Here is a 12,983-nt window from a genome sequence, read left to right as displayed (position 1 = left end):
AAATTTCATAAAACAATTTGCCACCAAAGAAAAACTTGAAATTGTCAGCGGTGCGGCTCCGCCGCCTTTCCGAATTTTCGTGGGGGAATTTTTCCGGAAAAATGCGTTCGGACTAATTCAAGAATACAGCACAAAAATACGGCTTCATCCGAAGTCGTATTTTTTATTTGGAGCGGGAGACGGGATTCGCACCCGCGACCTCTTCCTTGGCAAGGAAGCGTTCTGCTGCTGAACTACTCCCGCATTAATTTATACATTTTTATATAATAGATCAGTCCAAACCATGATTTTCTCTTTAATCCCACGACTCAAAACCTGAATCATGCAAATTCCATTTTCTAATCTTTTTGTTGGATGTTTCCCTTTTATAAATTGTGTTTTATAAAATTGCGATAAAGGAATCTTAATTATATTTCTCCAAAACAATTTACACTTTTTTTCTTTTAAATCAGGATATAAAATCAATGTACATTTAATTTTTTCTTTCGGCACACCAATAATATTAACTAAAAATTTAGTAAAAACTTTTATCAATCTATAATCGGTATTAGATAATCTTACTTTTCCGTTTTTTAAAACAGAATCTCCTTCGCCCCAATATAAATTAATTCCTGAAATAAAAAGTGGATCTCTGAAAAGTTTTTTAAATTCTTTTCTTGCCTCAATTCTAAAACTTTCTCTCCACTTTTCCCATTTTTCTATTCTGGTTTTATTTATTAATTTCAATCTCGTCTTGAATAAAAGTATATTTCTTGTATTTAGTTTATTTTTGATGTTCTTTGACCAATTTTTGTCGCCAAACCAATAAACTAAAGTACTTTTGGGAATTCCCAATTTTTGACTAATTTGATTATAACTTTTATTTTGCTTCCTAAGTTTTATTGCAGAATATCTATCTTTTCTCATAAATCGATTCGAACTACTGATTATTACATTTATATTATATCACAATAGTGCTAATTGTAAAAGAACTGAAATACAAACTACAAAATACTAACTACCTATTTGCCGAGGGAGAGGATCGAACTCTCGACACCGCGATTTTCAGTCGCGTGCTCTACCACTGAGCTACCTCGGCGTAATTTTTATTCTATCAAAAATATTAATTTTTACAATGAGGCCAGGATGGGAATTGCACCCATGTATATTGGTTTTGCAGACCAATGCCTTACTGCTTGGCTACCTGGCCGAAACGTATTCTGCGCTTGCCCCGTTAAATGGGCGATTAGGGAATCGAACCCCATTCTCTTCGATGTAAACGAAGCATTCTACCAGTGAACTAATCGCCCTTTAAAAATGGGCGAGGAGGGAGTCGAACCCTCATGGGCAAAACCCGCAACATTTTAAGTGTTGTGCGTATACCATTCCGCCACTCGCCCGTATTTAATTTTTTAAGTTTCTCAAAATTCTCTCTATTCTGCCTGCTCTTTCTTCGGTTCTATCTAATATAAATCTTATTCTTGGAACAAATTTTATTTTGATTGCTCTATTTAAAACTTTCTGTAAATTGGGTGATTGTTTTTTTAAAATTTTCAAAGCTTCTTCTGAGTACTTGAATGGAAATACGCTTACTTTTATTCTAGTATATTTCAAATCTTTTGAGGTATCAACACTCTGCACGGTAATTAAAGCATTTTGAATAAGTATCTCTTTAAAGATAATTTCTGCGATTTTTTTCTTTATTAACTCATTCACCCTGTCAATTCTATTTTTCATAATTCTCTCTTCTTTCTTTCAACTCGGTAACACTCCAAAACATCTCCTTCCTCAATTATGGCATTGCCTTCAAACATAATTCCTGCTTCTCTTCCCTTTTCAACCTCTGCCATATCTTGTTTATTGTGCTGGAGCTGGATTATTTTTCCAGTGCCGACTTTCTCCTCATTACGCATAATATCGATATGGGTTTTATTGACGATTTTCCCCTCCGAAACCTTTCCGCCGACAATCATTCTCGTTTTCTCCCTCCTGAAAATCGCAATGACTTTTAATTTACCTAAATCCTCCCTATTGGATTCCAGCTCCAATAATTTGGAGGCTTCTTTTTTAATCCCCTCAAATAATTCATAAATAATATCGTAATTCCTGATTTTCACTCCGCTTCTTTTCGCCATATTCTCAATATCGCTTGAAGTTTTAACCCTAAATCCGATGATTACTGCATCAGCCGGATAAGCCAATTTAACATCAGCTTCGGAAATATCGCCAACATCAGCTTTTAAAATCTTTAGGCCGATATTTCCCAATTCTAATTTTGCCAAGCTTTCGCCAATTGCTTCAAGCGAACCATGAACATCGGTTTTCAAAATTACATTCACTGCTTTCTCTTTATCAACACTTTCAGAATCGAGATGGCCCGCTGGCACGCTCCAGCTTTTAACGAATTTTTCTTTTAATTTAGCAACAGCAGCTTCCTCGCTTTCAACCTTCTCAAACATGTCTCCCACAACTGGCACTTCATTCAAACCAATAACTATTGCCGGCGTACTTGGTTCTGCTTTGTCAATTTTTTCTCCTTTAAAATCATTTAAATTTTTTACTTTCCCATAAGCGCTTCCGCAAACAACCCATTGCCCGACTTCTAAAATTCCTTCCAATACAAGAAAAGTTGCAGTAGCGCCTTTTCTTGAATCCATATACGATTCAATAACCACCCCGCTTGCGGGCTTTAAAATATCAACCTTTATTTCTTCCATCTCTGCCAGTAAAATAATCATTTCCAGAAGCTCGTCAATGCCTATTCCGGTTACAGCTGAAACTTTTATTGCAGGAGTTTTTCCACCTCTCTGTTCAACCATCAACCCTTCTTTTTCCAATTCGCCGATTGTTTTTTCAAAATTAGCCAGCGGATTATCCATCTTATTCACTACCACAATTGTCGGCAATTCTTCTTTTTTAATGCAGTCAATAACCTCTTTTGTCTGCGGCCTTACTCCTTCTTCGCCAGCAACAACCAAAATTGCGATGTCAGCTGTTTTCGCGCCCCTTGAACGCATTTGGCAAAATGCCTCGTGCCCAGGAGTATCAATAAAAGTAATTAGTTTACCTTTGTATTCAATCTGGTAGGCGCCGATATGCTGAGTAATCCCACCAGATTCTTTAGTAACAATATTAGTCTTCCTGATTGTATCTAATAGAGTGGTTTTGCCATGGTCAACGTGGCCTAAAACGACCACAACAGGTGGTCTAACCATAAAATTTTGATTGTCTTTATTTTTTGTCATTTTATTGCTTTCTTAATTGCCTCTTGTTCTTCATCAGATAAGTTGTAAGTCGACTTTCCTATTTTTATCGGCTTAGTATAAACTCTTGTTCCTTCGCGGGTGTAGAGTGAAGATATAACTATTCCGTCATCATTGCTGTCTAATAGCGCAATAGCAAAACTCTGGTCCCCACCTACATCTTTAAACGGATTAAATCTGACCACGCCAACTTTAGTAATTGAAATATCGCAGATTTTTTGAAGTTCTTTACTATGGTCGTGAAGTTTCTTAATGTCATTTTTCACTTCTTTAATAATTTTATTCTGTTCCATTACCACTTCCTCAATATCCGCCACCTTCGCGCCTTTCATAAAAATCTTAATTTTCTTCCTGGTTCTTAAAAACAGAAAAATCAAAACAATATCAATAACTGTCAAAACAGCTACGATTAAAATTAAATTGTTGTTTAAAAATTGTGCCATAAATTTTTAAGGACGGAGAGGGTGAGATTCGAACTCACGATACCCTTTCGGATATATCGCTTTTCGAGAGCGACCCGTTCAACCGCTCCGGCACCTCTCCAAGTTAAATTCTTTTTACTTTCGCTCCTAAACTCAATATTTTTTTTTCAAAGTTTTCGTATCCGCGGTCCAGATGTTCAATGCCGGAAATTTTCGACTGGCCGGATGCAATTAACGAAGCAATCACGTGCGCGCATCCTGCGCGAATATCACAAATTTGCATTTCAATTCCTTTAAGCGGAGTCGATCCTTTGATTACTGCGCTGTGCGGATGATTTTTGCCGTTAAAACGGCAGGGAATTTCCCCCAAACATTTTGAAAACACCGTAATTTCCGCGCCCATTTTGCGCAATTCGTCAGTATAGCCAAATCTATCTTCGTAAACTGTTTCGTGAATCACAGAAATCCCGTTCGCTTGGGTTAAGAGAACAACTAAGGGCTGCTGCCAATCAGTCATATAACCGGGATGAGTATCAGTTTCCAGTTCAATCGGCTTTAAATCTCCGTCCCTGAAAAATCTAATCCCATTTTTCTCAACTTTAAACTCTGCCCCGATTTTCTTGATTGTATTTAAAAAAGTGATTAGAACTTCCTGTTGCGCTTCTTCGATAAAAATATCGCCATTGGTTGCAATTGCCATAATTGCGAAAGAAACAGCTTCGTTCCTGTCAGGCATAATATAATGATTTGCGCCATGAAGCCTTTCAACGCCTTCAATGCAGATTTTTCTGTCTGTCCCCAATTCTATAATCGCTCCCATTTTCTGTAACAGCTTTATCAAATCAATAATTTCCGGCTCAACAGCAGCATTGAAAATTTTTGTCCTGCCTTTTGCCAGAACTGCTGCCAAAATTATATTTTCAGTTGCGCCCACGCTCGGATACGGAAGTTCAACATTAACACCTTTTAATCCATTCGTTTTTGCCACATAGCTATCTCCTATTTCTTCTATTTCCGCGCCCATTTCTTTCAAAGCATTAATGTGAAAATTTACCGGCCGTGGGCCGATTTTATCTCCGCCCACAATCGGCACTTCGGCTTTCCCAAAACGATGCAGTAATGGCGATAGCGCTAAAATCGAAATGCGGTTTTTCCTGTTTAATTCTTTAACCCGATGATTGATAATTTCCGCGGTTTTAATTTTTAAAATTCCTTCCTTCCTTTCGATTTTACTGCCTATCATTTCGCAAATTTCAGCAGTTATGCGCACATCATTCAAATCAGGGCAATTTTCAAAAACGCATTCTTCGTCAGTCAATAAACTGGCAATCAACATCTTGGTTGACGCATTTTTCGCACCGCTCAAACGAATTCTTCCCTTCAAAGAATATCCGCCTTCAATAATGAATTGTTGATTTTCCGACATAATGGAGATAGCCGGATTTGAACCGGCGGCCTTCTGCGTGCCACGCAGACGCTCTAACCAACTGAGCTATATCCCCTTTAGAATTAATTTTGGAATTGCTTCTAGTTCTAATTGGATATGTGTACCACTGCAAGAAACCACGCACACTCCTTTATAATTTTTATTCTTTGTGGGTTTTCCTATTGTACGGGGATCTGGTTTTGTTTTGTAAAAATTTTTTATAGGTATACAAGTAACGCGCGACCAATATCTTTGTAAAAAATTTATATCTTGGTCTGCCCTATAACTAATCCTACACTTTAATTTTTCCGGCCTTATGTTATAGCAAGAACCCAATAAACATATATATAATTTAATAATATCTGGGTCAGAATTACCAAGTAGCAATCCCCGGTGGGATTTCCATTTTGATCCTTCCGCAGCATGAAGCACGGATAAAATTAATTTTTGAACATCTTTGTCTTTGAGTTTTTGAACAAGATATTTATTTTTACTCAACAATTCATTTAAAAATCTTTCTCTTTTAAGTTTATTAGATGCCCAAGCCATTTTCTGGGCATTACCAAGGTTTCTATTATTAAGATTATTAATCTTAACTAAATACCATTTCGGTAATTTAACATTATTACACCAATCTGATAATGTACTTTTAGGGATAATACATCCAATCTTTTTTAATATCTCGGAATATGTCTTCCCTCTGGATCGCAACCTTTTTACGGTTTCTTTTATGTTAATATTATGTCTCATAATTCTATTGTACTCCAAAGATTGTCAATGTGCAAGATATATAATGCCCTTGAGAGGAATTGAACCCCTATCTCTTCCTTAGGACGGAATTGCTCTATCCGTTGAGCTACAAGGGCTCAATATAGTCATTATCCTAACACACTTTTATTAAAATTTAAACCCCCACACCGCGGATATGGTGTTGGGGGTAAAGACCATAAATGGTTCTTTTTTATTCTACGGTGATAATCTGCACTGGGCAGGAAGCAGCTGCTTCTTTGCAGCATCCGCAATCTTCGCGTTCGCATTCAAACCTTCCTTCTCCAGTGTCCTTAGCATCCTTTAAACTGGCTTTTCCATCATCGCCCATATGCCAAAAAGCCGGACATACTGCCACGCAGGTTCCGCAGCCAATGCATTTATCTCTTTGATGAATTACTTTTGTCATAGGGCTTTATTGTAGCATAAAAAAAATCAATAGCAAATTGTTTATAAAAAAATTGGGCTCCGATGTTTCGGAGCCCAAGGGCATTGCCATGTTTTATTACTATTCATTGAAAAAATCGAGTGCGAACTGACGGGTTAGAGGACCTGGCAACTCGAAAACCTTCTTAAATAAATTTGCGACTCTCCGCTTGTCTGATTTTGAATAAAATATTCTCAGCACAGAGAACTTAAAATGGAGAAATTCAATGTCGTTTCCAGCCGCCATTTCGCATAGCATCTGTTTGCACGCTTTGTCCCCGCAACAGGTGTAATACGACCCGATTGAGAATCCCTCGTACTTGGAAAGCAGAGAGAAGAATTCCACAGGTTTCTTATGACACTGGGGACAAAACATCTTGGGCTGGCGATTTTCTCCTTTTTGAAGAAGTTCTTCCAGATGCAGATGCGCTGCGTTCTTCCATGTTCGTGTTTCGGAATTCAGCTTATGGATGTACCAAAGCAAAAACCCGTAATCATCGAACATCATTAATTCCATGGCTTTGCCCTGACGCTTTCCTGACTGGAAAGCGTAGGCTTGATTTAACAAGGTACACCTCCTATATTATAAATATATCATATTTATTCCTGTTTGTCAATGGGGAAAACTTGTGCTGTAAATACATAAATCTCTGTTTTTGGATTTTTCCAGCAATCAGCTGACAAACCGGCTTTTTGAGTGCATAAAACACTCATAAAGGTATTCAAATCCCAATTATTCTCTGTCGCGACCTGAGGCAGAAATACTCCTCTGCGCATTCCCTGTTTTATCTCAACTCCATGTTTGTTGATTTCGATTTCTTTCCAGGAATTTACTTTTCGTAAAGGGCTTAAAACTGAAATCTCATATTCTAAATCATCTAATTCATCTTCTGAAATCGGATTAAAACGCGGATCCTGAGTTGCTGTTGCTATTGCCATGTCTATTACTACCTGATAAAGCGGTTCATCCGCCTTAAACTCTCCAATACATCCCCGTAAGTCCCCGTGTTTTTTTATGGTCACAAATGCGCCCTGGTGTTTGTTTAAATTCGCATTGGTCTCTTTGATTTCAATAATTTTATTGGTCTGGACATAGTTTTCCACAGTTTGCTTGGCAAGATTGAGCAAAATTTTCTGCTCTGCTTCGTTTAATTTAGAGTCATTATCAATAAATGCGATACTCATGTAACCAACTACCCTGTTTTTGTCCGCCCTTTCAGGTCGAGATAAATCTCCGGAATTCGCGGATTTTAACAATCTCACATCAGAACCACCTGTTAATCCCATCACTACTTCAATTGCACCCTGTCCACAGGCACAGGTTTGTAAATCTGGGATTCCTTGTTTTTCTAAATCAGAAATTATTTTTTGCAAATTCTCTCTTTTGCCGGATAAAATTGCTTGTATGACTTTATTATCAGAATATTGCGCATCTTTGTAATTCGGATAATGCGATAAATCAGAACTAGCAATAAGTAGGGTATTATCATTAATTAAATTTCTCAGAGCATCAATTAAAATATCAATACCTCCCTGGTTTCCTAAAATAATCGGCACGATTTTCCAATCCGAACATGGCAGAATTCTTTGCAAGAATGGCAATTGGACTTCCAGGGAATGTTCCTTTAAATGCGCGCTCTCCTTAAAAATTATTTTAGGATTTGAATTAATTAATTTGTCTGCAAAATCTTCATCTATTGCAATTTCACCCAAAGGAGTTTTAAAATTACCAGCATTCCAAACAGAAACGCCGTCAAAATATTCCTGATGACTATTGCCAATTAAAATCACGCGTTTAATGGGCTTACCAACTAATGTTTTAAAGCCATAAGCCGCGATTTGTCCGGAATATTCGTATCCAGCATGAGGCACAATTAGGGCTTTGATGCTTCCGTTTATCTCTAGCAATTCTGCTTTATTTAAATATTCATCAACCATTGATTTCAATTCAGCCTTATTATCGGGATAAAAAGAACCAGCTACAGCCGGCTCTCTCACTTGCCTTGAATTTTGTTGAAAAGATTGTTCGTTATTTTTTTGCGCCATATTTTTATAACAACTTATCCTTTATCAACTCTCTCCACATAATCTCCTGTTTCAGTATTTATCCTAACAACATCTCCGGATTCAACAAATAACGGTACATTGAGCATTGTGCCAGTTTCTATTTTTACTGCTTTTACCCCGCCTTGCGCTGTATTGCCCTTAATGCTTGGAGGGGCTTCAATAACCTTAAAATCCATTTTAATCGGCAGGTTAATATTAATGATTTTATCATTAAATTCCATCACATCGATAGAACTGTTCGGTTTTAAATATAGCTTTATATCGCCGATTTGTTCTTGCCCTAATTCAAATCTTTTTGACGGGTCGTTTATTTCGCAAAAAACAAACTTATCTTTATGGTTATAGAGAAATTTTACCTGCCTATAAACAACCTCCGCTTCTTCAAAAGTTTCGCTGGGCTGGAAATTGCGGCTGATAATCTTGTTGGAAATCAAATTCTTGATTTTGGTCTGGGCAACCGGTTTTCTTTGCTGCATGCGCAGAAAATTAAACTCAAGCACCTGATACGGCTGTCCGTCTAAAATAAAAATCGTCCCCGGCTTTAAATTATTATAATTAATCATATTTTATATTACATAGATAATACTAATTTATCAAAAACCCTTGAAAAAATCAAGGGCGGGCAACTGGAGCAGTGTTTTCTCCTGCGATATATCCCGTTGTCCAGCAAACCTGTAAATTATATCCGCCAGTTGGACCATCAACGTCAAGTATCTCCCCTGCAAAATATAAATTATCTATTAATTTTGATTTCATGGTCTTTTGATCAACTTCGCTTAATTCAATTCCGCCAGAAGTGATAATTGCTTTTTCATGAACAGCCAAGGATTTTACCTCTAGGGTGAACTTTTTTAAAAGATATAGTAATTTTTTTCTTTCTTCTCTAGTAATAGAACTGGATTTTTTATTTGGATTAATTTTGGACAGTTTTACGATAACGGGGATAAGTTTTTGTGGTAATAAATCATTAAGACTGTTTTTAAACATTTTTTTAGAGTCCTTACTAAAATCTTCCCGAATCCTCTGGTCAAGTTTTGAAAAATCTAATGCTGGCTTGAAATCTATCTTAATTTTAATGTTTTTGGGTAATTCCTGTCCAATTTTTTTACTCATATCAATAATAATTGGTCCGCTCATTCCATCTGCTGTAAATATTGCTTCACCAAATCTTGAATCGATTTTTTTATTCTCTTCATAGACGCTTATTTCGACGTTTTTTAAGCTCAATCCTTCTAATTCTTTTACTATTTTTTCTTTTACGATAATTGGTACAAGCGACGACGAAAGATTCGTAACTATATGCCCTAATTTTTTGGCCCATTTATATCCGTCTCCCGTAGAACCAGTTCCGGGATATGATTTTCCTCCTGTAGAAATTATAAACTTGCTTGCTATTATCTCCTCGTTGTTTGTAAGAATAATTTTTTCAATTTTATTGTCTTTTTTTATTATTTCTTTCACCTCTGAATTTAATTTTATTTTTACATTCGATTTTTTTAGATAACCAATCAGCGCTTCAAGTACATCTTGTGATTTATCGCTTACGGGAAAAACTCTTCTTCCTCTTTCGATTTTTGTTTTTAAGTTAAGTTTTTCGAAAAAATTTATCGTTTCTTGAATCCCAAATATGGAAAAAGACGAAAAAAGAAATTTCCCGTTTTTTCCGAATTTATTTATAAATTCTCTTGGATTATTTTCTTTGTTTGTAATATTGCATCGCCCTTTACCTGTAATCAAAAGCTTTCTTCCGAGATTCTTATTTTTTTCAATTAAAATAACACTGGCCCCCAATTCGCCAGCTCTCCCCGCAGAAATCATTCCCGTAGGCCCTCCGCCAATTACTGCTACGTCATATTCCATAATTCTTATATATTTTCATTTTACCACTTGAGTAGACTTTCCTCAATTACATTCAGAATAAACAGTGTAAACAAAAAACCGCCTTAATTAAAAGACGATTTTTAAAATTACTAGGAGAACCTGTTCGGATTTAACATAAATATTTCTCAAACAAATCAAGCCAGTCCAACATTAATCGAGTAATCAAAAAATTCTTTTTTATGTGTTCTCTTCCACTTTTTCCCATTTTCTTTCTTAGTTTATCATCTTTTAAAAGCGTTACTATGCTTTCAGCGAATCCGTTAATATCGTTCGGCTCGTGTAAGAAACCATTTTCTCCGTGAATTATCTGCAAGGGAATTCCCCCAACACTAGAAGCCACAACTGGAGTTTCTTTGTATAGTGCCTCTGAAACAGTCAAAGCAAATCCCTCTTTCAAAGATTTCTGAATAATTACTGCTGACTTTCTTTGTAAACAATTAACCACTAAATCGTTGGCACTTACATTTACCAAAATTTTAATATCTTTACGGTTGCCAAATTTTCTTACTATTTCGGTATAAATATCAATGCCTTCAGGATCATCAGGGGCTATATTCCCCAACAACACAAGTTGACAATCAATCTCTTTTTTTACCCTTTCAAAAATCTTAATAACTCCCTCCATATCTTTCCATTTGTCATATCTGGAAATTTGAGAAATTATTGGTTTTTTAAAATCTATGCCATTTTTGGATAAGTATTTTTTAATGGTTTTTTTCTGCACCTGGCGATTCTTTTGAGATAATGGGTCTATGGCAGGATGAATTACGGTTTGAGGAATAGACAAGTTCTTTTTATATTCCTCTGTAGATATTACTAATTCATCGTATTTTTTAATAAAATGCTTTAGATAGTTCCAGACCTCCAGATTAGGATTCGATAAATCAACATGACACCTAAAAATCCATGGTTGCTTTTTCTTATAAAAATCGATTAGGGGCAGGGGCTGGGGATCGTGAACCATAACCAAATCATGATCTAAATGGTTAAGCATTGAAAACTTTCTATTTGTCTCATAATATATCCTCTTTTTGTCTTTAGACAAATGAATATCAGCTCCTTGCAATGCGTTGTGAAATTTCTTAGTAATTGTAAAAAAATTAGGGGTACCGTGTATAATCCTCCAATCGAATTTTATGCCAATTTCATTGAACAAAAAAATAATGCTATTAAGTATTTCGGCCACCCCTCCTTCTTGATTGGTAGAGCTGATACAAACAATATTTTTCTTTAAAAGTTTTTTTGCTTTTTTATAAATTTTCTCTACGATTTCTTCTCCAACAATCTTTTTGTATTTTTCTAAATTCTTTTTCATATATTATCTATTTTAACACAAAAAAACCCGAGAAAAAATCTCGGGCTTTTTAAAATTACGCTGTGTCGGAGAATGCCCTCATTCAACGAAGTAGGAGAACCTGTTTAATTAATTTTTAATTATTTTAATCGCCTTGCCTTCTATTATGGCTTTACTGATTTTTTTATAAGCCGATGATAGAATTCTCTGAAATGTGCTTTGCGAAGTATTCATTTGTTTAGCCGCATCAATTTGATCTAAGTCTTTGATATTTTTTAATCTTAGTGCTTCTACTTCTTCTCTGGTTAATTCTACTACTTTCAAAAACCGCATCGGAACACCTTGCGGCTTATAATAACTCACCTTCGGATTGAATCTTATTCTTCTGCAAAGTCGCGGTCTTGTCATATACTTTAAGTTTAATATATTATTAAAATTATGGGGAGAGCCCCGACATTATGTCGGGGCTTCTTTTATTTCTGGTCTTTTAAGGATTTTAATTCTTCTTCGGCTGCTTTCAGTTCTTCTTTTAATATCTTTATATCTTCTTCTATAATAGATTTTTCGTCTTGTTTTGCGTATCCCTTAAAACCATATCCCGTATTAAGCGTTCGTCCTGATCTGGGGCAACAGAGACCAAATCCTCGACCAGTACCAGCACCTAATCCCCTGGGACCTGTTCCATTTAATTTTGGCATATATTTGTTTTTATATTAATAATCATTTAACGACCTTTTCCTATTATGAGTATATATTCATAATAATCGCTTGTCAAGTGGCATTATCTGTAAACAAAAAATCGCCTTAATTGAAAGACGATTTTACACGAAATCAATATTGTAAAAAAATATAATATTTTAAGAAACTAATAATTTAATTTTAAGCCAAGCTTCTCGGCGACCTGCTGAAACCATTTCTCGTGTTTATCAACTTTGGCAGTTAAAGCAACATATTCGTCATGATAAATACTCATTGATTGAGTTAATTTATCTATTGAAACTATTAGGCCCTGAATAGAATCTTGAAGACCAGAAAAATCATTCTTGTATTCTTTCTTAAATTCATCAAATTCTTCTAATGTAATTAATCCAGCCAAATCCTCTTTGGTTGCCAATACTTCTTTTAGTTTCTGTATATCTTTATCATCTAACATATGTTTTAATTATATTCTCTATAAACTTAGTGTCAAGTTTTTGGGGTCGGCAAGTGCCTGCCCACCGATTTACGCAACACGAGCCGTGAACGAATAGTTCCCAAAAGGCGAGTGATAAGTTTAGGTGGGGACGCTGTTAGAACCTGTTTGATGAGTTAGAAATAAAAAAAGACCAGATTAACGGACTGGTCTATGGCATTTGCCCCGCACTAAATCACTCGAAACGACTCCTCCTTCTTAACAACCACAAGATGAGAAAGAAAAATGGGCCAAACATCAATGCACAAAAAAAAGAAACAACGGT

The 12,983-nt window shown here is 35.9% G+C and carries 14 protein-coding genes, 8 tRNA genes and 1 pseudogene; all 23 read right to left on the bottom strand.

Going from position 1 to position 12,983, the window contains the following annotated elements:
* Nucleotides 1-168: 168 nt before the first annotated feature.
* Nucleotides 169-243, bottom strand: a tRNA-Gly gene (locus tag KKI21_00770).
* A gap of 6 nt (nt 244-249) precedes the next feature.
* Nucleotides 250-906, bottom strand: a complete 657-nt coding sequence (locus KKI21_00765; protein MBU4284751.1) for a hypothetical protein — start codon at nt 904-906, stop codon at nt 250-252.
* Between the two features lie 100 nt (nt 907-1,006).
* A tRNA-Phe gene (locus KKI21_00760) sits at nt 1,007-1,078 on the bottom strand.
* A 39-nt stretch (nt 1,079-1,117) separates the two neighbouring features.
* A tRNA-Cys gene (locus tag KKI21_00755) sits at nt 1,118-1,189 on the bottom strand.
* 29 nt (nt 1,190-1,218) lie between these two features.
* Nucleotides 1,219-1,289: transfer RNA gene (locus KKI21_00750), tRNA-Val, on the bottom strand.
* An 8-nt stretch (nt 1,290-1,297) separates the two neighbouring features.
* Nucleotides 1,298-1,379, bottom strand: a tRNA-Leu gene (locus KKI21_00745).
* Between the two features lie 4 nt (nt 1,380-1,383).
* Nucleotides 1,384-1,716 carry a 30S ribosome-binding factor RbfA gene (gene rbfA / locus KKI21_00740; GenBank protein MBU4284750.1) on the bottom strand — a complete coding sequence of 111 codons (333 nt, stop codon included), beginning with the start codon at nt 1,714-1,716 and terminating at the stop codon, nt 1,384-1,386.
* A complete protein-coding gene (infB, locus tag KKI21_00735) occupies nt 1,713-3,224 on the bottom strand; it encodes a translation initiation factor IF-2 (protein MBU4284749.1) in 1,512 nt (503 codons plus the stop codon). The genes rbfA and infB overlap by 4 nt, the downstream gene beginning before the upstream one ends.
* Nucleotides 3,221-3,685: a DUF4446 family protein gene (locus KKI21_00730; GenBank protein MBU4284748.1), complete on the bottom strand. Its 465-nt coding sequence runs from the start codon at nt 3,683-3,685 to the stop codon at nt 3,221-3,223. Before KKI21_00730 ends, infB begins: the two co-directional genes overlap by 4 nt.
* A gap of 13 nt (nt 3,686-3,698) precedes the next feature.
* A tRNA-Ser gene (locus tag KKI21_00725) sits at nt 3,699-3,785 on the bottom strand.
* A 3-nt stretch (nt 3,786-3,788) separates the two neighbouring features.
* A complete protein-coding gene (murA, locus tag KKI21_00720; protein MBU4284747.1) occupies nt 3,789-5,090 on the bottom strand; it encodes a UDP-N-acetylglucosamine 1-carboxyvinyltransferase in 1,302 nt (433 codons plus the stop codon).
* A gap of 2 nt (nt 5,091-5,092) precedes the next feature.
* A tRNA-Ala gene (locus KKI21_00715) sits at nt 5,093-5,166 on the bottom strand.
* Complete coding sequence (locus tag KKI21_00710) at nt 5,157-5,840, bottom strand: hypothetical protein (protein ID MBU4284746.1); 684 nt, start codon at nt 5,838-5,840, stop codon at nt 5,157-5,159. The genes KKI21_00715 and KKI21_00710 overlap by 10 nt, the downstream gene beginning before the upstream one ends.
* A 44-nt stretch (nt 5,841-5,884) precedes the next feature.
* Nucleotides 5,885-5,956: transfer RNA gene (locus KKI21_00705), tRNA-Arg, on the bottom strand.
* A gap of 95 nt (nt 5,957-6,051) precedes the next feature.
* Complete coding sequence (locus KKI21_00700) at nt 6,052-6,267, bottom strand: ferredoxin (GenBank protein MBU4284745.1); 216 nt, start codon at nt 6,265-6,267, stop codon at nt 6,052-6,054.
* 99 nt (nt 6,268-6,366) lie between these two features.
* The gene (locus tag KKI21_00695; GenBank protein ID MBU4284744.1) at nt 6,367-6,852 is read right to left on the bottom strand and encodes a hypothetical protein; all 486 of its coding nucleotides are present in this window, start codon (nt 6,850-6,852) and stop codon (nt 6,367-6,369) included.
* A 32-nt stretch (nt 6,853-6,884) separates the two neighbouring features.
* On the bottom strand, nt 6,885-8,330 hold the full coding sequence (gene amrB / locus KKI21_00690; protein MBU4284743.1) for an AmmeMemoRadiSam system protein B: 1,446 nt from the start codon (nt 8,328-8,330) through the stop codon (nt 6,885-6,887).
* Between the two features lie 14 nt (nt 8,331-8,344).
* Complete coding sequence (locus tag KKI21_00685; protein ID MBU4284742.1) at nt 8,345-8,914, bottom strand: elongation factor P; 570 nt, start codon at nt 8,912-8,914, stop codon at nt 8,345-8,347.
* A gap of 49 nt (nt 8,915-8,963) precedes the next feature.
* Nucleotides 8,964-10,211: an NAD(P)/FAD-dependent oxidoreductase gene (locus KKI21_00680; GenBank protein ID MBU4284741.1), complete on the bottom strand. Its 1,248-nt coding sequence runs from the start codon at nt 10,209-10,211 to the stop codon at nt 8,964-8,966.
* Nucleotides 10,212-10,341: 130 nt separating this feature from the next.
* A complete protein-coding gene (locus KKI21_00675) occupies nt 10,342-11,547 on the bottom strand; it encodes a glycosyltransferase (GenBank protein ID MBU4284740.1) in 1,206 nt (401 codons plus the stop codon).
* Between the two features lie 108 nt (nt 11,548-11,655).
* A complete protein-coding gene (locus KKI21_00670; GenBank protein MBU4284739.1) occupies nt 11,656-11,934 on the bottom strand; it encodes a DUF134 domain-containing protein in 279 nt (92 codons plus the stop codon).
* A 65-nt stretch (nt 11,935-11,999) separates the two neighbouring features.
* Nucleotides 12,000-12,224: pseudogene (locus KKI21_00665) on the bottom strand (DUF5320 domain-containing protein).
* Between the two features lie 167 nt (nt 12,225-12,391).
* Nucleotides 12,392-12,679, bottom strand: a complete 288-nt coding sequence (locus KKI21_00660) for a hypothetical protein (protein ID MBU4284738.1) — start codon at nt 12,677-12,679, stop codon at nt 12,392-12,394.
* Nucleotides 12,680-12,983 lie beyond the last annotated feature (304 nt).

It is taken from the genome of Patescibacteria group bacterium, from assembly GCA_018897295.1.
In the GTDB taxonomy this organism is placed as follows: domain Bacteria; phylum Patescibacteriota; class Minisyncoccia; order RBG-13-40-8-A; family RBG-13-40-8-A; genus JAHILA01.
This window is presented reverse-complemented; position numbering and strand designations above follow the sequence as displayed.